General features: G+C 56.6%; 26 protein-coding genes. 19 read left to right on the top strand and 7 right to left on the bottom strand.

The genetic code is table 11. The annotated features are described in order from the left end of the window. Positions 1–46: 46 nt before the first annotated feature. Complete coding sequence (gene bcp / locus DXY38_RS02605; RefSeq protein WP_006854514.1) at positions 47–514, top strand: thioredoxin-dependent thiol peroxidase; 468 nt, start codon at positions 47–49, stop codon at positions 512–514. On the opposite strand, the gene DXY38_RS02600 is transcribed toward bcp, so the two are convergent. Both DXY38_RS02600 and DXY38_RS02595 read right to left on the bottom strand, forming a co-directional pair. After that, positions 507–1,205: a type III pantothenate kinase gene (locus tag DXY38_RS02600; protein WP_115070373.1), complete on the bottom strand. Its 699-nt coding sequence runs from the start codon at positions 1,203–1,205 to the stop codon at positions 507–509. The two genes, bcp and DXY38_RS02600, sit on opposite strands and share 8 nt — an antisense overlap. After that, positions 1,195–2,004: a phosphoadenylyl-sulfate reductase gene (locus tag DXY38_RS02595; RefSeq protein ID WP_115070363.1), complete on the bottom strand. Its 810-nt coding sequence runs from the start codon at positions 2,002–2,004 to the stop codon at positions 1,195–1,197. Before DXY38_RS02595 ends, DXY38_RS02600 begins: the two co-directional genes overlap by 11 nt. A 48-nt stretch (positions 2,005–2,052) precedes the next feature. On the opposite strand from DXY38_RS02595, the gene DXY38_RS02590 reads away from it, so the two are divergent. Genes DXY38_RS02590 through DXY38_RS02570 form a run of 6 tightly spaced genes read left to right on the top strand, consistent with a single transcriptional unit; the run spans position 2,053 to position 8,359 of the window. Further along, positions 2,053–3,201 (top strand): NAD(P)/FAD-dependent oxidoreductase, encoded by a 1,149-nt coding sequence (locus DXY38_RS02590; protein WP_115070362.1) that lies wholly within the window; start codon positions 2,053–2,055, stop codon positions 3,199–3,201. After that, on the top strand, positions 3,198–4,898 hold the full coding sequence (gene hflX / locus DXY38_RS02585) for a GTPase HflX (protein WP_115070361.1): 1,701 nt from the start codon (positions 3,198–3,200) through the stop codon (positions 4,896–4,898). The genes DXY38_RS02590 and hflX overlap by 4 nt, the downstream gene beginning before the upstream one ends. Before the next feature lie 24 nt (positions 4,899–4,922). After that, positions 4,923–5,063 carry a hypothetical protein gene (locus DXY38_RS13625; protein WP_170952829.1) on the top strand — a complete coding sequence of 47 codons (141 nt, stop codon included), beginning with the start codon at positions 4,923–4,925 and terminating at the stop codon, positions 5,061–5,063. Positions 5,064–5,068: 5 nt separating this feature from the next. Next, the gene (locus DXY38_RS02580) at positions 5,069–6,472 is read left to right on the top strand and encodes a TrkH family potassium uptake protein (protein WP_115070372.1); all 1,404 of its coding nucleotides are present in this window, start codon (positions 5,069–5,071) and stop codon (positions 6,470–6,472) included. 24 nt (positions 6,473–6,496) lie between these two features. Further along, positions 6,497–7,201: a TrkA family potassium uptake protein gene (locus DXY38_RS02575; protein WP_038014555.1), complete on the top strand. Its 705-nt coding sequence runs from the start codon at positions 6,497–6,499 to the stop codon at positions 7,199–7,201. A 3-nt stretch (positions 7,202–7,204) separates the two neighbouring features. After that, positions 7,205–8,359 (top strand): anhydro-N-acetylmuramic acid kinase, encoded by a 1,155-nt coding sequence (locus DXY38_RS02570; RefSeq protein ID WP_115070360.1) that lies wholly within the window; start codon positions 7,205–7,207, stop codon positions 8,357–8,359. An 82-nt stretch (positions 8,360–8,441) separates the two neighbouring features. Here DXY38_RS02570 and DXY38_RS02565 read toward each other — a convergent pair whose 3' ends face one another. Further along, complete coding sequence (locus tag DXY38_RS02565; protein WP_115070359.1) at positions 8,442–8,753, bottom strand: hypothetical protein; 312 nt, start codon at positions 8,751–8,753, stop codon at positions 8,442–8,444. 137 nt (positions 8,754–8,890) lie between these two features. Here DXY38_RS02565 and DXY38_RS02560 point away from each other — a divergent pair, with 137 nt between their 5' ends. Together DXY38_RS02560 and DXY38_RS02555 are read left to right on the top strand one after the other, a co-directional pair. Further along, the gene (locus DXY38_RS02560) at positions 8,891–9,238 is read left to right on the top strand and encodes a hypothetical protein (RefSeq protein ID WP_006854524.1); all 348 of its coding nucleotides are present in this window, start codon (positions 8,891–8,893) and stop codon (positions 9,236–9,238) included. A 69-nt stretch (positions 9,239–9,307) separates the two neighbouring features. Continuing rightward, a complete protein-coding gene (locus tag DXY38_RS02555; RefSeq protein ID WP_006854525.1) occupies positions 9,308–9,535 on the top strand; it encodes a hypothetical protein in 228 nt (75 codons plus the stop codon). Here the strand turns inward: DXY38_RS02555 and DXY38_RS02550 are convergent. Then, complete coding sequence (locus tag DXY38_RS02550) at positions 9,513–9,716, bottom strand: hypothetical protein (protein WP_115070358.1); 204 nt, start codon at positions 9,714–9,716, stop codon at positions 9,513–9,515. The two genes, DXY38_RS02555 and DXY38_RS02550, sit on opposite strands and share 23 nt — an antisense overlap. Positions 9,717–9,767: 51 nt before the next feature. Here DXY38_RS02550 and DXY38_RS02545 point away from each other — a divergent pair, with 51 nt between their 5' ends. Continuing rightward, entirely contained in the window at positions 9,768–11,516 is a 1,749-nt protein-coding gene (locus DXY38_RS02545; protein ID WP_006854527.1) for an ABC-F family ATP-binding cassette domain-containing protein, read from the top strand. Positions 11,517–11,633: 117 nt separating this feature from the next. Beyond that, positions 11,634–11,819 (top strand): hypothetical protein, encoded by a 186-nt coding sequence (locus tag DXY38_RS02540; protein ID WP_006854528.1) that lies wholly within the window; start codon positions 11,634–11,636, stop codon positions 11,817–11,819. 19 nt (positions 11,820–11,838) lie between these two features. On the opposite strand, the gene DXY38_RS02535 is transcribed toward DXY38_RS02540, so the two are convergent. Beyond that, entirely contained in the window at positions 11,839–13,005 is a 1,167-nt protein-coding gene (locus tag DXY38_RS02535; RefSeq protein ID WP_006854529.1) for a trypsin-like peptidase domain-containing protein, read from the bottom strand. A gap of 143 nt (positions 13,006–13,148) precedes the next feature. On the opposite strand from DXY38_RS02535, the gene DXY38_RS02530 reads away from it, so the two are divergent. From DXY38_RS02530 to DXY38_RS02500, 8 genes are all read left to right on the top strand, one after another. Next, positions 13,149–13,406, top strand: a complete 258-nt coding sequence (locus DXY38_RS02530) for a DUF2973 domain-containing protein (protein ID WP_115070371.1) — start codon at positions 13,149–13,151, stop codon at positions 13,404–13,406. Between the two features lie 58 nt (positions 13,407–13,464). Continuing rightward, complete coding sequence (locus DXY38_RS02525) at positions 13,465–13,848, top strand: hypothetical protein (RefSeq protein ID WP_006854531.1); 384 nt, start codon at positions 13,465–13,467, stop codon at positions 13,846–13,848. Positions 13,849–14,076: 228 nt separating this feature from the next. Continuing rightward, positions 14,077–16,635, top strand: coding sequence for an ATP-dependent helicase HrpB (gene hrpB / locus DXY38_RS02520; protein WP_115070357.1), 2,559 nt, complete (start codon positions 14,077–14,079; stop codon positions 16,633–16,635). An 89-nt stretch (positions 16,636–16,724) separates the two neighbouring features. Then, positions 16,725–16,868: a chlorophyll a/b-binding protein gene (locus DXY38_RS02515; RefSeq protein ID WP_006854534.1), complete on the top strand. Its 144-nt coding sequence runs from the start codon at positions 16,725–16,727 to the stop codon at positions 16,866–16,868. A gap of 106 nt (positions 16,869–16,974) precedes the next feature. Beyond that, positions 16,975–17,157, top strand: coding sequence for a hypothetical protein (locus DXY38_RS13455; protein WP_136988012.1), 183 nt, complete (start codon positions 16,975–16,977; stop codon positions 17,155–17,157). Beyond that, complete coding sequence (gene xseA, locus DXY38_RS02510) at positions 17,147–18,319, top strand: exodeoxyribonuclease VII large subunit (RefSeq protein ID WP_115070356.1); 1,173 nt, start codon at positions 17,147–17,149, stop codon at positions 18,317–18,319. The genes DXY38_RS13455 and xseA overlap by 11 nt, the downstream gene beginning before the upstream one ends. Positions 18,320–18,324: 5 nt before the next feature. Then, positions 18,325–18,609 carry an exodeoxyribonuclease VII small subunit gene (gene xseB, locus DXY38_RS02505; RefSeq protein WP_115070355.1) on the top strand — a complete coding sequence of 95 codons (285 nt, stop codon included), beginning with the start codon at positions 18,325–18,327 and terminating at the stop codon, positions 18,607–18,609. Further along, the gene (locus DXY38_RS02500; RefSeq protein WP_115070354.1) at positions 18,602–18,958 is read left to right on the top strand and encodes a DUF2834 domain-containing protein; all 357 of its coding nucleotides are present in this window, start codon (positions 18,602–18,604) and stop codon (positions 18,956–18,958) included. The genes xseB and DXY38_RS02500 overlap by 8 nt, the downstream gene beginning before the upstream one ends. A gap of 4 nt (positions 18,959–18,962) precedes the next feature. Here DXY38_RS02500 and DXY38_RS02495 read toward each other — a convergent pair whose 3' ends face one another. Together DXY38_RS02495 and DXY38_RS02490 are read right to left on the bottom strand one after the other, a co-directional pair. Continuing rightward, positions 18,963–19,313, bottom strand: a complete 351-nt coding sequence (locus tag DXY38_RS02495; protein WP_006854539.1) for a hypothetical protein — start codon at positions 19,311–19,313, stop codon at positions 18,963–18,965. A 51-nt stretch (positions 19,314–19,364) separates the two neighbouring features. Next, positions 19,365–20,297 carry a YihY/virulence factor BrkB family protein gene (locus DXY38_RS02490; protein WP_115070353.1) on the bottom strand — a complete coding sequence of 311 codons (933 nt, stop codon included), beginning with the start codon at positions 20,295–20,297 and terminating at the stop codon, positions 19,365–19,367. Positions 20,298–20,359 lie beyond the last annotated feature (62 nt).

The following is a 20,359-nucleotide window of genomic DNA, read 5'->3' as shown; positions in this document are numbered from 1 at the left end:
AAGCCACAGCACGGTTACGCTTCCGCTCCGGTTGAAGCCTTCCTCCATGACTCTGCAGATCGGCGATCTCGCGCCTGATTTCACACTTCCTGACCAAAATGGAGAACCTGTGCACCTGGCCTCCTTGCGGGGGCAGCGCGTGGTGATCTATTTCTATCCCAAAGACGCCACCCCTGGTTGCACGAAAGAAGCCTGTAACTTCCGAGATCGCTGGTCGTCCTTCAAGGACCATGGAATTCACGTCTTAGGAATCAGCAAAGACAACGCGGCCTCCCATACGCGCTTCATCGCCAAGCAGGAGTTGCCCTTCACGCTGTTGAGTGATGCGGAACCGTGCCCAGTGGCCAGCAGTTTTGAAAGTTATGGACTGAAAAAGTTCATGGGTCGCGAATCCATGGGAATGATGCGACACACCTTCGTCATCGATGCCGAAGGACGGTTGGAATTGATTTACAGAAAAGTGAAATCTGATTCCATGGCCGATCAAGTCCTCAGTGACCTCGGCATCAGCTGACCAGCTCGACCATCGCCTCCATCACCAAGTTCGGTGCATGAAACACCTCTATCCCCAACTGCTCCTGAAGGTTCGGGAGTAATTGGGGAGCATCTCCTCCACAAAGCCAAATCGGCCAAGGGCTTTGGGCATGAGCTTGACGGATGAGACCCACCAAACTTTGTTGCGCGCCAGAGCGCATCGCCGCTTGGGTCTCGAAAGGGAAAGGCTTCGCGTCTTCGGGATCGAGGCCCACGGGAGAGGTCACGTTCAAACCTGCTGTGGCCTCAGCCATCGCGCGCAATTGCAAGCCATAACCAGCCGCTAACAACCCACCAGAAAACGATCCCGTCGCAGAGATTCTGGTGAGGCTGAGAACCGTGCCTGCATCCACCACAAGAACGCCGACACGCGTTTCATTGGCACGCCAAGCGCCCCATCCAGCGAGCGCTCGATCGATTCCTAACCACGGGGGAATCCCCTGAAGAGGGATGTCAGCCAAGTTCAAGCGTCGGCTGGACTGCAAACAAGGATGCTGTGGGATCGGCCCCACAGCAGCCCAGGCCATGAGATCGCTAGGAGAATCCAACGCCTCTGGGGCCGCAATCTCATGCTGATAGACCCAGCGAGACGTGCCGCTCTGCTCTGCCCAGTGCCAGCGGCTGTTTCCAATCAGCAGGCAGCGGGATGGGAAATCCTCGCTAGATGCCATCACCCATAACACCTGGCACGTGGATGCCGCATTCCTGCTTCAAACCAGCAAAGCGCGTGTCTCGCCCCGTCGCCTCCAGCCCATCAGGGCCACTGGAATGCCAATCTCCAACGGTGGAATACCCCTTTTCAAACAAGGGATGCTGAGGAAGATCGTTCTCCTGCATGTAATAAAAGACATCTCGTGAGGTCCACTCCAAAAGGGGTCTCAGGGACAAGCGACCGCGAATCGGATCGAGCGCCGTCATTCCCCGGCGAGTGTCCGTCTGCGCACGGCGCACACCACTGGCCCAACAAGACACCTGAAGACGATGCATCGCCTCTTCGAGGGGCTCAACCTTACGGATCTTGAGGTACAGCTCCATGTCCTCAACAACGCCTGATTCCCAAAGGCGGCCATGAAGCGCCTCCATCCGAGCTGCAGACGATGGGGACTGCGCGATGTGGAGATTCAGATCGAAGCGTTGGCGAAGATCCTCGGCGTAGCGATAGGTCTCCGGAGGGAGATAGCCGGTATCCACCCAAATCACTGGAATATCTCCGCCTCGATCCATCCCGCTCAACAAATGGAGCAACACAGAGGCTTGGATGCCGAAGCTCGTGGTTAGGGCAAAACCCGAGCCAAATTGCTCATGCGCCCACAACAGTCTTCCGCGCGCATCCAACGGCTCAAGCTGCAGACGCGCTTGTTGAAGTTCCCCCGCATCAGCCTTAGGGCCAGCGGCAACGACAGGCTGGTTCTCGGAGGTGGAGACATCCCTCATCTCTCCATCTTCCAACGCCGAGGGGCATGGTGTCATGTCTATGGTTTCAAAAACCCCCCTGAAGTTCTGACTTCTGACACCACCATGCACAACGATCCAATCATTGTTGTGGGAGGTGGTTTTGCAGGTCTGACAACAGCTTTAGCGCTCAGTAACCAACGGCCTCGGCCTCCGTTATTGCTGATTGAACCGCGCCATCAATTTCTCTTTTTACCCCTTCTCTACGAACTCCTCAGCGGCGAAATGAAGAGCTGGGAGGTGGCTCCCAGCTACGAAAGCCTTCTCCAGGGGCGGCGCATACCCCACCTGGATGATCGGGTGACATCGATCAATACGGCCCAGAAATCTCTACAAACGAGCCGCGGCCAAGTCCTCAAATACAGCCAGCTCGTGCTCGCCACTGGCTCTGAGCCAGACGACTTTGGAATTACAGGCGTCAAGGAGCATGCCCTGACCTTCCATTCTCTTGCGGATCTCCCTCTCCTTAAAGAACGCGTTCACAGCCTCCGCAACCGACCCTCAAAAGACGGGGCACTGGTCATCGTTGGTGCGGGAGCAACAGGGGTTGAATTGGCTTGCAAACTCAGCGACATGCTGGATGGATCAGCCAGCATTCACCTCGTTGAATTGGGGGACAGCGTTCTCTCACGATCTCGAGCCTTCAATCGCGAACAAGCACGAAAGGCCCTGGATCAACGGGGCGTCCATCGTCACCTCAACACGCGGGTGACCTCCGTATCGGCCAATGCCGTCCAGCTACTGAAAAATGATCGTCCCCAATCTCTCACCCACGACGGTTTGATCTGGACGGCAGGGACCAAACCGGTGCTACCCCCCCTGACCCCCACCCCTCCCCGTGAGCGAGGACTGCTCTGTGTTGATGAAGGGTTGCAGCTAACGACGGACCCGAATGTGCTGGTCCTCGGGGATGTCGCTTGTCATAACGATGCAGAGACCCCTTGGCCCCGCTCTGCGCAAGCAGCACTTCAGCAAGGGACGGCGGCAGCCAGGACGCTTCAGGCGATTCGAATGGACAAGCCTGTCCCCGGTTTTCACTTTCAGGATCTTGGCGAGATGCTCAGTCTTGGCATCGGGGATGCTTCGATTACGGGCATGGGACTCACCCTCGCCGGTCCTCTTGCCTACCGGATGCGGCGACTCACATACCTTGCCCGAATGCCTGGACTCTCCTTGGGCTTGAGGTCAGCAGGCGCCTGGCTGGTTCATTCTTGAAGCAGGCTCACCTAGCAGGCCGAACCAATGGCCTACGCCCATCACTGCATCGACAGCTTGAGCGTCTCAGTCAGAGGAGGCACCCCGGCCAGAGCGGCGCCGATCCGCTCACATTGGAGCGACTGTCTGAGCTGGTGCTGGAGTTAAAACAGCCCTTGCACTTGATCGTCGATGAGCGGGGACTCTGCCGACTGCTCTGGGTTGGGCCCCTCAGCGAATCGGATCAACTGCGCAGCCATCTACCTGGAGGGCCACGACGGATCAAGCGACGCTGGAGGTTGATCAGCAGCCTGCAAGGCAAGGCGGGGACGGACCTGAAGCCCGATGGCAGAGATGCCGTCGTCGCCCTTGACCTCAAACCCGACACCTGGCTTCGCTTTCAAGCATCGCCCTCCACAGGGGGAGGGCATCTGGCTTCGCTTTGGCAACCAGATCCAGGAGATCGTTCCGGCTGGCATCAAGCGGCCCTTGGCACGCTCAAGGAGCTATGCGACCGTCCAGCCCCAGCCACTACAAAGGGCCTTGATTCCCCTGGACCAACAACGGCTCCCGCGGACGTGCAAGAGCGGGTCTTGCTGCTCATCCTCACCGGTGCTGACGCCCAGCGGAGCGAAAGGGATCTGGCTGAGTTGGAGGGGCTCGTTCGTAGTGCAGGTGCACTACCCGTTGCTGTCTGCCGGCAGCGGCAGGGACAACCCAACCCTCAAACCCTCTGGGGCACGGGGAAACTACAAGAGGCGGCGCTCGAAGCGAGACGCCATCAAGCCACCCTCGTGATCACAGATCGGGAACTCTCTCCCGTTCAAGCCAGGAATCTGGAGTTACTCATCGACTGCCCAGTCATGGATCGCAGTGAGTTGATCCTGGACATTTTTGCCCAGCGAGCGGCGAGCGCGGCTGGACGTCTTCAAGTGGAGCTCGCTCAATTGCGCTACCGACTCCCGAGGTTGAAGGGCCGCGGCCTCAGCCTCTCGCGTCAAGGGGGAGGCATTGGCACGCGCGGACCCGGTGAAACCCAATTGGAAAAGGATCGGCGAGCCATCAGCCGTCGCATCGAACATCTCGGGCGTTCCCTGCTCCAGCTAGGCGCCCATCGCGCCCGGTTGCGCGACCGCAGGGACGGCGTCCCTCGCGTCGCCCTTGTTGGTTACACGAATGCTGGCAAATCATCTCTTTTAAATGCGCTGTGCTGCCGCAATCCAGGGCTTGAGGTCTTAGCGGAGAACAAGTTATTTGCCACCCTTGACCCCACCACACGAAGACTCAGCCTTCCCCAAACATCAGCGGCCCCGAAGGAGGTGCTGATCACCGACACCGTGGGGTTCATTCGTGAACTTCCCAAACCACTGCTGGAAGCTTTCCGAGCCACGTTGGAAGAAACACGCGAGGCCGATCTTTTACTGCTGGTTGTGGATCTCGCAGACCCCGACTGGCAATCACAACTGGAGGCCGTCCATCAACTGTTGGATGGCCTCAGCTGTGACCAACTGCGCAAAGTGGTGGCCAATCAAATCGACCGTTGCGAGGCTTCAGCGATCGAGGCAATTCGCACTCTCGAGCCGGATGTGATCTACCTATCAGCCAAGGAGGGTACGGGATTGAAAGGTCTGCGAAACTGGCTGGAAAAGCAGTTCTGGGACGACGCAACTACCCCTGAACCCTTCACCCAACAGACGGCATTACCCGACCATGGCTGATCTAAACCATGGCTGATCTCAATCATGGCTGAGCTCATCGATCGTCATCAGCAGGCCAACCCCCTCCTCCCCCTGGCCCCTCTGGGCTTGGCCGTACGACGCCCTGGCCAAATGCTGATGCTCAAGAGTCCTGCCTGGATAGTCCTGCCACCGGGAGGCAGGTGAGCGCCATGCCAATTCCTTACGCCATTCACCGCACTCAGGCCTGGTACCGCCGCCTCACGATCCCCCAATTCACCGTTGTGACAGGGCTGCTTGTGATCGCAGCCGGCACCTTGCTTCTCGATACCCCACTCTGTTCAAGTCCGAGAGTGGGCTTGTGGGAAGCCTTCTTCACTGCCTCATCAGCCGTCACCGTGACGGGGCTTTCGGTCATCGACATCCGCGAAGATCTGACCCGCCCTGGCCAGATCGTGCTGGCGATGATGATCATGGTCGGGGGCCTGGGATTGATGGCGGTCACCACATTCCTGCAAGGCTTTGTGGTTCGCGGTACCGCTCTTCGGCGGCGCCTCGATCGTGGTCAAACCCTCGATGAGTTTGGGGTAGGGGGCGTAGGCAGCACCTTTCGAGGAATTACGCTCACTGCTGTGGTGCTGATCTTGGTTGGAGCATTCCTGCTCTATGCCTTTGGCTTCACAGACATTGCTCCTGGAGGCGAACGGCTTTGGGCAGCTCTCTTTCACAGCATTTCGGCCTACAACAACGCCGGTTTTGGCCTCTGGAGCGACAGTCTTGAGACCTACCGCACCAACAGCACGGTGAACGCCGTAATCATGGTGTTGGTGGTTCTGGGCGGTCTCGGATGGCGTGTCACCAATGACCTATGGAGCAATCGCCAACGGCTTAGACGGCGTCATCTCAGCCTGCACACGCGCCTCGTGCTGCGCACCTCTGGTCTTCTTATCCTGATCGGGACCTTGGGATTAATGCTGACGGAATCACTCTCGAGGGGCCATGCGCTCACAGGGATGGGGTTGGGCGAACGCTTAATGAGCGCCCTTTTTGAATCGGTGAGTTCAAGAACCGCTGGATTCACGACGGTGCCCCTCTCTTTGAACAGCATTTCCGATTCAGGCCTGTTGTTGGTGATGACCCTGATGTTCATCGGTGCGAGTCCAGGTGGAACAGGTGGTGGGATCAAAACCACAACGGTGGCAGCCCTGATGGCCGCTACCCGCTCCACCCTGCGCGGTCACAACGATGTGGTGATTCGCCATCGACAGATCTCCGACAAAGTCGTGTTGCGCGCTTTGAGCATCACCGTTGCCTCCCTGCTGTTTGTGCTGGGGATGGCTCTGTTATTGGCCTTAAGCAGCAATCTCAGTGGAGAAGAACCGTTCACCTTCCTTGAGCTGGTTTTCACCTGCATCTCTGCCTTTGCCACCGTTGGTTTGGATCTAGGCGTCACGCGCCAACTGGCGCCTTTTGGTCAGTTTGTGCTTGTAATGGGCATGTTTGTGGGACGGCTGGGCATTCTTTTGCTTTTAAGCGCCATCTGGGAAAGTTTTAACCGAGGGCATCTGCAGCGCGAGAATCGCGTTGGTTATCCCCGCGAGGATCTCTATGTCTGATCACCGATCCCAGGGAGCAGTGCAGTGAGGGAGTGGTGGCATTGGTCCCAGGCCAACCAGGCAGAGCCTTCAAGCTTCGGAATTGTGGGGTTGGGGCGTTTTGGGAGTGCTGTCTGCAAGGAACTGATGCAAAACGGTGCTGAAGTTCTTGCTGTCGACCGCTCCTCGAAGGCCATCGAGGAACTCCGCCAACTCGAGCCATCGATCGAAGCTCGCATTGTGGACTGCACCGATGAAGAAGCGCTTCGTGAGGCGGGGATCCTCGATATGGAAACCGTGGTCGTGGCCATCAGCGAACCCATCGAAGCCAGCATCACGGCCACCTTGATTGCCAAAGACAGTGAAGGGAGCAAGGTTCGTCGCGTGATTGCACGAGCCACCAGCGACTTGCACGAAAAAATGCTGAAGCGCGTGGGAGCCGATCGAGTGGTGTTCCCCTCCCGAATGCAGGGAGAACGCCTGGGCGTGGAATTGGTACGACCCAACCTGATGGAGCGACTGGAGCTCGATAAGCATCATTCGATTGAAGAGATCAAGGTGCCAGGCCGATTTGTGGGGCGCTCGCTTCGAGACCTCAACCTGCGCAAGAATTTTCGGGTGAACGTTCTTGCGGCAGGTCCCGCAAAAGAGCTCATGGTCAACCCACCGGCATCCCACGTCCTTCAAGACGGGCATGTCCTCGTGGTGATGGGTTTAACCGACGATCTCCAAGAGCTGCCAAAAACCTGAAGCATGCGTGTTCTCGGGCTGATGAGCGGCACAAGCGCCGATGGCGTGGATGCTGTCCTGGTCGAGCTCTCGGGGGCCGCCGACCATCCCCATTGGACCCTGCTGCGGTCAGCATCGCTGGACTACCCAACCTCCCTGCGGCAACGGATCTTGGCCGTAGGGCAAGGCGAAGCCACCACCGCGTCCTCTCTCCTCGATCTTTCCGAAGCCATCACCAAGATTCAGGCCGCAGCAGCTCATCAGTGCGATCCAGAAGGGCAGGCAGAGCTGGTGGGTTGTCATGGCCAAACCCTTTGGCATCGTCCGCCAGAAAGCAGCGAAACGGGCGAACGTCTGCACGGAACGAGCTGGCAAATGTTGCAAGGCCCCCTGCTGGCACAGCTGCTGAATCGCCCTGTGATCTTCGACTTTCGGGCTGCTGATCTGGCCCTCGGAGGCCAGGGGGCACCCCTGGTTCCCAAAGCGGATGCAGCCCTTTTGGGACGAACCAATGGCTGGAGAGCCTTGCTCAATCTGGGTGGCATCGCCAATCTCACCCTCATTCCACCTGGCACAGGCCCTGATCGGCTCCAACCCGTGAGGGGCTGGGATTGCGGGCCTGCCAATAGCTTGATCGACCTGGCGATGGAGCAATTCAGCCAAGGGAAGCAAAGCTGCGACCAGGGCGGCCGCCTTGCGGCGGAGGGTCACTGCGATGAAGCGTTGATTCTCCGCTGGCTCGCTGAGCCGTACTTCCAGCTCAGCCCTCCCAAGTCCACGGGACGTGAATTGTTTGGGCGCGCCGACCTAACAAGACGCCTTCAGGACATGCAGGGACAAGCCATTGCCCATCAAATCGCAACGCTTACAGCCTTCTCAGCCGCTGTCGTAGCGCAGGACTTACACAAGCTCTCCGACCAGAACCATCCCCTCCCCATCGAGCTTTTGGTCGCTGGCGGTGGCAGCAAAAACCACACCTTGATGCGAGAACTCAACAGACGCTGCCGGGGACTGAGACTTCGTCGTAGCGACGAGCTAAAACTTCCCAGCCAGAGCCGAGAAGCCATGGTGTTTGCTCTTTTGGCGTGGTGGCATCACTTGGGATTTCCAGGAAATGCGCCAGCGATTACGGGTGCACAGCATGAGGCCGTCCTCGGAGTCCGGGTCAATCCAGCTTGAGCGCGTAGCCCCAAACGGCCTGGGCGTTTGGAAGAAGTCATTCAGGCTTAAAAATTCGGGCCTGAGTTAATTCGGAGCTGAGTTAATTCGGACGGTGAAGCCTGACCCGACGCGGTGCGCCCCGTAGCCGACCGGTTTGCTTCGACTCAAGAGCATTGCGCAATTGCTCTGTTGACGACTGATGCGCGTCCGCACGAGGCGCTGCCACCTGCCTGTCACCTCCCTGCTCGTATCGCTGAACCCCTTGCTGAATTAACACCTTGGCCATGTTGCTGACCGTGCGCGATTCATCCTCAGCCAAGGCCGTCAAGCGGAGGCAAAGTTCTTCGGGGAGCACCACCTGAATGCGCGGTGACTTTGGCTTCCCACTGGATGAATTTTGGCGAGTGGCCACGACCCAGAAAGAGGCAGAGCTACTTAAAAGTGTACAGAGATGCGCAAGGGTAGTATCCAGCACTATGCTGCTGTCATTGATCAGATCCCTGATCCAACTGCAGGCCAGGCCCTCGGCCGCCCCATCCCAGGAGTGCCATGACCCATTCCAAAAGCCCCGACGTCAGCCCCCCCCAGCTACCAAGCCGTAGCAAGCCGGTCACGCGTAAAACAAACCGTCAAGGAGACGAGCGTCGTAAGACACGGCGCCCAAGCCGAACCCCTGAGAACAGCGAAGTGCTGGTCTCAGCTGTCATCAGCACCTACCTGCTCACCCACCTTCATCATGTGCTCCAACGCGCTGAATACGGCGCCGTTCAAGATGGACGCCGCTCACAAGCTGCCAACTACGCCCAGCTACGCAAAGTGCTTTGCATGGATGCCCGCAGCATGGAAGACGCCTCAGCTTCAGGCTTGAAGGCAACGGAGCTCGACCAAGCTGCCTAGGCAGCGGCTTCGCAATGGGATGGCAGTTCGCGATGGTGTGAATAAGGTTTCGTCAGAAGCATCACGATCATGTCCAACGCAGCTGCTCTCTACGCACGCATTGAGAATGATCGAGACCTGAGCAAGGGGTTATTCAGACAGGCACTTCAAAATCCCTCAGGAGCCCTCGACTCCATCTGCGAAATCGGCAATCAACTCAACTTGCCTGTCACGCTTCAAGAGGTGAAGGATCACCTCAATAGCCTCGATGACGAGATCACAAAGCAATGGCTGATCAAGGCGAGGGGAGGGCTTTGACCGCAGCGGCTTCCGTCGCGTCGTTGGACGGCATGGATTGACCAGAGGGCGCTAACGCTGGCTTGGGGGCCGAGCGTTCGCGCACCCCTCCCCCTCCGGCCCAACTGAAAAACAACCAATAACTAATCACGGCCAGACCGGCTGCCACCACAAGGGCCGTGACCTGCTCCAGTCGTCGCATTGAGCCTGCTCCCAGCTCAAGCAGTCTGCCTGGAAACCCCGACGCGGGATGATGGGTTTTCCCTGCCTCCCCTCCGTGCTGCGACTTGAGCGAGTCGGCAAGATTTATCCCACCGGAGAAGTTCTACGGGATGTGACCTGGGAGGTCAAACCCGGAGACCGGATCGGCCTCGTTGGAGTGAATGGGGCAGGGAAGTCAACCCAGCTTCGGCTGATCGCTGGCATGGAAGAGGCCAGCAGTGGCCAAATCGTGAAGCAGGGCGAGCCAAGGATCGCTTACCTGCAGCAGGAATTCGATGTAGACCCCAGCCGCACGGTGCGAGAAGAGCTGTTTCAAGCCTTTGGTGAGGCCGCCATCGTGCTGGGCAAACAAAAAAAAGTTGAATTGGAGATGGGCTCAGACCGAGCTGCGGCAGACCCCGATCACCTCGATGAGCTCATTCACGAACTAGGGCGACTGCAGACCCGATTTGAAGGTCTGCATGGCTACGAACTCGATGCACGCATCGACAAACTTCTCCCCACCATCGGGTTCAAGCTGGAGGAGGCAGACCGGCTGGTTTCGGACTACTCCGGCGGCTGGCAAATGCGCTTGGCTCTGGGAAAAATCCTCCTGCAAGACCCTGATCTGCTGCTTTTAGACGAGCCAACGAACCATCTCGACGTCGAAACGATTCAGTGGCTCGAGGGGTATCTCATCGAACAAAAGGCGGCCCTGGTCGTCATCAGTCATGACCGGACATTTCTGGATCGTGTGTGTAATCAAATTGTGAGCACAGAGCGAGGCGTATCAAGGGCTTACTGGGGAAATTACACCTCACACCTGGAGCAAAAAGCACTCGAGCAAGAAGCCTCACAAGCCGCTTTTGAACGGCAGCAAAAAGAGATCGCAACCCAACAGGCCTACATCGATCGCTTCCGCGCGAGTGCGACGCGCAGCACCCAGGCAAAAAGCAGGGAGAAGCAGCTGGACAAGGTGGAGCGGGTTGAGGCCCCGATTGAGTCAGTGAGTGGTCCCAGCTTCCGCTTTCCTCCAGCACCACGATCCGGTGCTCAGGTGGCTGTCATCGAGAACATGACGCACAGCTACGGGGAAAACATCCTTTTCATGGATGCTGAGCTCGAAATCGAGAGAGGTGATCGGATCGCCTTTGTCGGTCCCAACGGAGCCGGGAAATCCACCCTGCTGCGCTTGATCATGGGGGTCGAAACGCCTGATGAAGGGTCAGCAAGGCTCGGGGAACACAACATCGTCGCTAGCTATTTCGAACAAAACCAGGCAGAAGCCCTTGATCTCAGCAAGACGGTGATCGAGACCATGTTCGAAGCCGTTCCTGATTGGACGCAAACACAGGTGCGTTCATTGCTTGGGAGTTTCTGCTTCAGCAACGACAGTGTTTTTAAAGATGTCGGCCAACTGAGTGGTGGGGAGAAAGCACGCCTAGCTCTTGCACTGATGTTGCTGAGCCCTTGCAATTTGCTAGTTCTCGATGAGCCCACAAACCATCTCGACATCCCTGCCAAACAGATGCTTGAAGACGCACTATGCGCCTACGAAGGAGCCGCTTTATTGGTATCGCATGACCGTTACTTCATCTCACGTGTGGCCAACCGGATCGTGGAGATTCGCGATGGCGAACTCGTGATTTATCGCGGAAATTATGCTTACTACCAAGATAAAAAGGCCGAAGAAAAAGCCGAAGCAGAGGCAAAACAGCTGATTGCAGAGAAAGAAGCCAAACGAAAAGCAAACAACGAAAAGCAAAAACAGCGCGCTTCCCGCAAAAAGAACGCTGCGTAGCAAGGCTTCTCGGCAATCGCAAGACGAAACTTCACACTTGGCTAGGCAGGAAGACTCATTTCCCTTTACCAGTTCAAACGGTGTGGATAGGCTGACATCACTGATCCCCGGTCGGCCATGAACAGCACCCATTCACTTCATGTCACTGCCGCAGGAACACCTTCAGCCATGGCTGAAAGCACTGAGCATGGACAGACGTGGGATGCGGTTGAGACCTACTTCGAGTGCATCACAACCTGCTCCCTCGACGATGGGGAATGCATCACACGCTGCGTAGAACAGCTCAAAGACACAGACAGCTAAGTTTCAAACGAAGAGATGATTATTGACGCAAAGATGTCATCTCAACAGGTGTAATTGAAAGCGTAATCCGTTCACCAGAACGCATAACGTCAAGTTTTAGAGGTCGATCAACCCCGTGGCGATCAATCGCCGAAACAACTTCAGCAGGATTGCTAATCGATTGACCTCCGATCGACACGATCACATCATCGACGCGCAGGTTTCCACGATCGGCGGGGCCACCAGGTACGACGGATCGGATCACGGCTCCAGGAGGAGCCGTCATTCCTGGCCTGGGGGCAGGAACCGTTGAAAGGCCCACACCCACCATCGGATGGCTGGCCCTTCCCTGCTTGACGAGCTGACTGGCAATCGACCGTGCCCTGTTGATGGGGATTGCAAAACCGAGGCCGGCCCCTGGTCCTGAGCGAATAAGGGTATTGATTCCAATCACTTCGCCACGGGCGTTCAACAATGGGCCACCCGAATTACCAGGGTTAATCGCAGCGTCTGTCTGGATGAGATCAAGACGCTTTCCAGAAATTCCCAATTGCGACATGTTGCGATTGAGATTGCTGACGATGCCCATCGTCACAGTGTTTTCAAGACCAAAGGGATTTCCCACAGCGATCGCCCAATCCCCCACTTGAAGACGATCGGAGTTTCCCAAGGGCGCCGTGGGCCATGGCCCCTTTGTTTCCAACTGCACGACGGCCAAGTCGGTCAGCGAGTCTTGACCAATCACCCGACCAGCAACGCGCCTGCCATCAGGCAGTCCCACCATCACCCGATCCGCATTTTCCACCACATGCGCGTTGGTCAAAACCAAACCTTGTTCATCAAAAATCACGCCGCTGCCCTGCCCGCGCTCGATCCTTGAACGCGGAGCCGCTTGAGCTTGCAGCCCAAAGAAACGACGCAGGAATGGATCCGCCATCAAGCTCCGCGGAAGCCCACTCCCACCTGCCGTCCGGACAGTTCGCTGCGTGTCAAGCGTGACCACAGCCGGTCCACTGCGGGCGACAGCTTGGGCAACGAACGACGTCGGGGCGACGGCCGGCAAGGCAGCGGAGGCAACGGCTCGCGGCGGCTGGACCAACATCCCTGGGAATGCCAACGCACCAGCACAAACCAATGGGAGCAAAGGATTAGACACCGCCATGGACGCGATTTCTTTCATGAATTGAGTCACCGTGACCGTAGGCATTGAATCCCTAGAAAGACAGACCCATTTCCAACGATTTCATGACTGGATGCGACCAGGGTTCTGCCAATCAGCATCCGTTCATCCAAAAAGAGCGATGATGAATGGGATGGTTCGGCCCATCTCCGATTTCTGCGGTGATTGCCATGCTCAGCAGCCTGTTTCCCCTGATCTATGGACTGATCTTCATCCTCCTCCTGTGGCAAGCCTTTCGCGTGATGGGACGCGGGTTCAGTGCTGCTGGCAAACCGCTGGTCGCTGAGAACCTCGACCGAACAGGACGCCTCACGATTCATCCAGAACTCCTGGACGGAGAGGGACGCCTCACCGAAGAGGATCTTTTGACTGTGCGTTTTGGCGGAGATAGTGAACCACCCAATCCCACTTCGAAGCCCGGTGAATAGGTTGGGTTAATGGCAACTGCTTGAGTTGTCCGATTGACTCGTAGAGAGGGACTCCTAGGTGGACCAACGAACACGGATTGTGGCTGCGGTAATCAAATCCGTGAAACTGCCGCCCCGCTTTCGCTTAAGGCTTTTGAAAGAAGATCCTGTTCGGCTTGAGCTCAGCCTGACTCCTGCCTACGGGAAAGACCCCATTCAGGTGGGACTGGTGGAATCGTTGGATTTGGTGGCGCGCCGCGATCGGGAAGGGCGCATTCCACGCGACCTACAAGGCACCTGGGACTGGACCGTGCGTCATGGCGATGTCAGCACGGGCGGCTGGAACCCTTATCTCAAGGAGGCGCTTCAAACCATGTTCGAAACAGGGCTTCCCGCCATCGTTTACGAAGAGCTCACGGGGGAGGAATACCACCCGGTTGACGGCGCACGGCACATTCGCTGACCGCCGCTGACCGCTGGTTTGGAGAAGTTGTGAAGCACTGCAACCAGGGGGCGAGAATCCTTCCGGAGCTCCGCTAAAACTGGATTGCACTCGGCCTTAAGGTTTTCTTCATGGCCTCGATTCCCGTTCGCTTTGGTCCTCTCGTGCGCCTCTTGGCTGCCTTCGGGGCCCTCAGCAGCATTTTGCTCCTTGGGATGATCAATTTCTTCAGCTGAAGGTCGAGAGTCATTGGGCGAGTTCCCGATTGATCCCTTACTGCCAAGACTGCGAGCCAGTCTTGTTCCAGGTGCCACGGTTTTATTGCAATCACCACCGGGTGCCGGCAAGACAACCCGGGTGCCCTTGGCACTGCTTGGAGAGATTGCCGGGACGCAGCCTCTGAGCGGACGCACCTTGATGCTTGAGCCCAGGCGGCTAGCGGCAAGGGCTGCTGCCACCAGGATTGCGATCAGCCTGCAGGAACCACTTGGGGAGCGTGTGGGGTATTCCGTGCGCCACGAGCAAAAGCGCTCCTCTCGGACGCGAATCGAAGCGATGACGGACGGACTCTTCCTCCGTCGACTCCAAAACGATCCCGAGCTCACAGGGATCAACTGCGTGATCTTTGATGAATTCCATGAGCGCAGCCGAAACAGTGAGTTAGCGCTTGCCTTGGTTCGGGAAGCGCAGGAGCTACTCAGGCCAGATCTTTGCCTGCTGCTGATGTCGGCAACGCTCGATCTCACCAACCTGCGCGCCCAATTGCCCCATGCCCAGGTCCTCACGAGCGAAGGGAAGGCCTTCCCTGTGGAGACGCAACACCTCTCGCCTCGAGCGAATGAACGGCTCGAGGGACATGTCTTGCGTGCGATTGAACAGGAGATGAGCCTCTTGGCCAGCGCACAAGGCGGTGGCGATCATCCACCCTCCGTCTTGGTTTTCCTGCCTGGAGTGCGAGAGATCGAACGTTGCCGGCAGCGTTTACTCACATCAAGCCTGATGAGCCAGTGGGAGGTGATCGCCCTGCATGGCAGGCAATCACTGGCTGAGCAGGGGCGAGCCCTGAAGCCTTGCGACCGCACACAGGCAGGACGCGTGATCTTGGCAACGTCCATCGCTGAAAGTTCCCTCACCCTGGAGGGTGTACGCCTCGTGATCGATTGCGGACTGACGCGTCACACCCAATTTGACCCTGGAACCGGAATGGAGGGACTGATCACCGTGCCAGCGAGTCAGGCCAGCGCTGATCAGCGACGCGGCCGTGCTGGACGCCAAAGCGCCGGTCGTTGCATCAGGCTTTGGTCCCCTGCGGAACAGCAACGACGGCCCGCTCACGACATTCCTGAATTGCAGCGCGCTGATCCCCAACCCACCGTGCTGGATCTCGCACTCTGGGGGGCTGGTTTAGGCGAATCCTTGCCTTGGATCGAAGCCCCTCCGAGAGCCGCGCTTCAGGAAGGCCAACGGCAACTACTTACGCTTGGAGCGCTGAATCCAAACGGTCGCCCCACGGACACCGGGCAGCAATTGGCTCGGTTTGGTGCCCATCCACGCCTTGGATTGCTCCTTCTGCAAGCGCGGGCCTTGGGTCGACCACAAGTTGGAGCCGATCTCGCCGCCATCCTCAGTGAGCGAGATCTGCTCAGCCATCACAATCACGGCAGCGATCTTTGGGCCCGCATGCAGTTGCTTCGCGATCAGAGGAGCTCATCACGGATTTCAGGGGATCGTGCAGCAGCCGATCGCCTGAGAACAGTCCTCGATCAGAGCCGACGATGGCTCCAACAACTCGGTCAATTGGAGCAGGAGCAAGACCCCCAAGGCATAGAGGCCACAGACGAGCAACTCGCAGCGCAGCTGGTTGCAACAGCTTTTCCAGAATGGGTTGCCATGGCCCGTCCAGGACAACGGGGACAATTTTTACTTCGCCAAGGCCGCGGTGCGGCGCTGCAGGTCAGCGATCCGCTCGATGGCGCTGAAGCCCTCGCGATTGCCCAGCTTGACCTCGGCGACACGCGAGCCAAGATCCGACTAGCACTGCCGCTGTCACTCCAATGGGTTAGGGAGCTTGCAAATCAGAACGGTCACTGGCAAGAACGGGTGCTTTGGGATGAGCAAACCAAACGGGTCAGAGCGGAACGGGTCTTGCAGCTTGGTGCGCTGGAGCTCGAGAGACAGGTCCAACAACAGGCCTCTTGCGAGCAAAGTCGTGAGGTCTTGATCAAGCAACTCAGCAAGGAAGGCCTGTCGGCACTGCCCTGGAGCCAACGTACGGAGCAACTTCGTAGTCGTCTCGCTTTAGCCCACCAACAGTTAGGACCCCCATGGCCACAACGCAGTCTCCAATATCTGGAAAAGAATCCCAACGCCTGGATTGGAGACATCCTGATGGGGTGCAGGGGCTGGGACGACGTCAAAGAAGAGCAACTGATCGAAGCCCTTTGGGGTGATCTCGCCTGGTCGAACCGGCAGCAACTCGATCAGCTCCTACCAACCCACATCAACATCCCCTCGGGGCGCCATGCGGCCCTGCACTATCAAAATGACGACATTGTCCTGTCGGTCAAGCTGCAAGAAATGTTTGGCGGCCTGGAGGGACCTGCTGTTTTGAATGGCCAACTCCCCGTGACGATTGAATTGTTATCGCCGGCAGGCCGTCCACTCCAACGCACGCGAGACCTGGCTGGGTTTTGGCATGGGAGCTATCAACAAGTGCGCAAAGAAATGCGCGGCCGCTACCCAAAGCATCCCTGGCCAGAAGATCCAGCCAAAGCCGAGCCCACGGCCAAAAGGAAAGCCCGATCCTGAAGCGCTTCTCCGGCCCCAATAAACGTATCCGATGAAACAGTCAAGAGAACGCTACGGTTTGTTACGATGAACGGGTATCGGAGTTTCACATGTCTGACAACGCACCTCGCTTTGGTTTTGTAAATTTCGCTGAAACATGGAATGGCCGCCTGGCCATGCTCGGTTTCGTCATCGGTCTGGGCACCGAGCTTCTCACCGGTCAGGGCATCTTGACCCAAGTCGGCCTCGGCTGATTCAGCTAAGGCTGGACTTTGTTTCTAGTGATCAACCCCATCAAATATTTGGTGGGGCTTTTTTGTGGCAAGCACTCGTTAGGCCAGACTGAACGGATTCGCGTCGTTGGCAATGCTTCCCTTCTTTGCTAGCAATCGCCGAGAGGGAGCCAGGCTGTTGAGCAGCATGCTGGTGTTCCTCGCTATCGGATTGACACAGGTTCAGCAGACGTGGGGCATCATCCTGACCATCGTCTCTGGCATCGTGAGCATTTATTGGGGATTGGCATACCAACGTCTTGAGCGCTGAATCGATTCCCACCTATTCCGTTCGCGAACTCAACAACGCGATCGGGGTTTTATTGGAACGGGGGTTTGCCCCTCGGTTTGTGATCCAAGCAACAGCGTCTAGGCCTCAAGTCAAAAAAGGCCATCTCTGGCTCACATTGAGCGATGGTGAGGCGAGCATCACGGCTGTGGCCTGGGCCTCAAAATTAAAGCAATTGGACTTTGTCCCCGCCGACGGTGACGGAGTCACCGTGATTGGCAAGCTGAATTTCTGGTCTGCACGAGCAAGCCTGGCTGTGCAGGTTCTCGATATCAGGCCCAGCCTGACCACTGTGCTGAGGCGGTTTGAGACGGTCAAGGCACAATTGCTCGAAGAGGGCATCATTGATCCAAGCCGGCGACGCACGTTGCCGCCGTACCCCAAGCGGATCGCCGTGCTCACGAGCGTTCCGAGCTCAGCCCTCGCAGACATGTTGCGTACAGCAGAAGAGCGCTGGCCTTTAAGTGAGCTTGTTGTTGTGCCGATTCCCGTCCAGGGGGATGTGGCGCCGATCATTTGCGGAGTTCTCAGTCGCCTCGCGCAACAGCATCAGCAGCTCGGATTGGACGCGATCGTGATCGCCCGAGGAGGGGGGAGTCGAGAAGATTTGATGGTCTTCGATGATGCGGACGTTTGCCGCAGTTTGGCCACCTTCCCACTTCCCGTCGTCACAGGAATCGGACATGAAGATGACCTCACCGTTGCAGATCTCGTAGCAGACCATCGAACAGCAACGCCGACAGCCGCCATGGTCACCCTGATGCCGAGCAAGGAGTCTGCACGACAAACAATCATTCAAAGACGCAACCGCCTGAGCGAATCCAAACGCTGGCGATTAGAGCAAGCCAGCGCACGACTGAAAGACCGACAACTGCTGCTCCAGGCACTGAGGCCTGCTGTCGGCGTCCAACGTCGCCGAGATCAGTGGCAACAGCGCCAGCAATTGTTATGCGCACTCTCCCCTCAACGATGGCTCAATAGGGGCTTTGCAATGCTCAACACAACGAAGGGGCACCCCCTGCAAAGCGTTTATGACATCAGCCCCAATGAACAGGTACAAATCCGCCTCAAGGATGGCGTGATTCAGGCCGTCGCCAAAACCATCCAAGCGGATGCAACGTCTGACGCAAAAGCATCTCTTTAACTGCCATGCCACGCAAAAAATCTGAGCCCTCAACCACATCGGAACAAGACACTTGGAGAGAGGATGCTTCGAAGCTCAGCTATGAAGAAGCTCTGCAGGCTCTTGATGTGCTGCTTGGGCAATTACAAGACGATTCCATTCCCCTAGCCGAGCTACAGAGAAATCATGCTCGGGCCTCGATTTACCTGGATCGCTGTGACTTGCTTCTCAGCCAAGTGGAGCAATCAGTAAGGCAACTCGATCCAAATACTATGGAAGAACGAACTCTCGACCCGAGCAACCATGAATAAATCTCTTCCATGGGTTTACCTATTGCTAGCCATCCTTGGAGCCATCCTCCCTTGGCAAGCCAATCTCGAATTCATGCAAATGAATCCTGGTGGTGGATTTGATCTTCAGACATTTATCCAAGATGCCAATATCAATGCTGCATCCCGCTCTTTAAATAGGGACCTTTTAATTGCTGCATCAGCCTTTAGCATCTGGATCATTAGCGAAGGCAGAAAGCTACAGATCAAGGGTTGGTGGATTGCTTTGATTGTGAGCGTCAGTGTTTCCTTTGCTTGCGGTGGCCCACTCTTCCTCTATTTACGGGAACGCAAGCTAATAAAGATCAATTCTGAACAAGATAACAAGTAAAACGTTAAGGATCTACGTCCTCAGCTTTGATATCGATCGTCACGTCGCTTGCAGGCAAGGAATCATCAACCGCTTTCGCCGAGGAGGCCCCAGATTTCTGGGAAGGGAGCGGAGATCCGCAAGCAGGGCATTGAGCATCGGTTGTCATCGTGCTCAAACCACAGGCCTCACATGTTCTGACCCGGCTCTGCAACACCTTCCAACCGATCCACCCCAAACCACCTAAGAGCACGGGTAGAGCAAGCAGGGTGATGAGGAGGCCTCCCGCCAAATCCAGCAAAACACGACCTGCTGCCGTAGGCAGCAGCAACAGAGCCAACAGAAGCAACCAAAGGAGTGGAGGGAAACGTCCCATTAATCAACACTCCAAACAAACGATGCATTCATAATCGCTGCTTTTTTGCCTTCAAGCATGGCTCGATCTGTTCGGATCCCTGCCATGTCTGACAGAAGCCTTCGCAAGTTCAACACTCCAACATTGTCCAAAATAAATCACAACACCCACCATCCAAACCCATAAGGTAAGAACAAGAACACTCCCGATCACGCCATAGGCCTGAAAACGAGCGCCTAGCGAAAGAATGCTTCGGCTAACGGCAAGATTAAGAACAGTAAGACAAAAACCAATCAATAATGCACCTGGTATGAGCGGCTTAAAAGGAACTCGACGACTTGGGAGCAAAAATTGAAGCAATAAAGCTGCAGCAGAGAATCCCAGGAATGGAACCATCAACCGACCAAATTGCAGAACCGGGATACGAGAAAGGAATCCACCAAGCCAAGGGATCGCAAGCGAAAGCTCAGTTAAAGCAGCCGTTGGAATCATTCGCACATTGGCGCTGAGCTGATCAAGAACAATTAGAAGTCCTATTAATATCACCACAAAGAAGGCTTCAAGCCGATTACGAATAAACTGGGCCGCTTGAAGCTTGAAAGGCAAGTTTCGTTGTTGCGAAGCGATTACACCATCCCATAGCCGTTCAGATCCACGTTGCAAGGTGAGATACACATTCCCAGCAGTCAGTAACAACACACCAGCACCTAACAAACCAGCACCAAAGCCCTGACGGACTAACTGCATCAGCGTATTTTGCACAATCACCACTGCCGATGGAGGCAAAACCCCGCTTGCATAAGCAATAATCTGCCTCTCTAATACCTCTTGGCGACCAAGAAACCATGAGGCAATCGATAACGAAATCAGCAGAATAGGGAAGATCGACTGCAGTGTGTAATAAGCAAACGCAGCACTCAAGTCAACACAATCACATTTCGCCCAACGAAGGCAGGCATACCAAAGGCTACGAATCAACCGCCGTAGCGGCCTATGTTTAGCCATGGCAATTGAGATAACCAATCAGGACCAAAGTAACGCGAAATTAGGCACAAAAAAAGCCACCC

This window comes from Synechococcus sp. UW179B, assembly GCF_900474245.1.
GTDB lineage: Bacteria > Cyanobacteriota > Cyanobacteriia > PCC-6307 > Cyanobiaceae > Synechococcus_C.
Note: the sequence above shows the minus strand (reverse complement) of the source record. Positions and strands in the feature narration are given on the sequence as shown.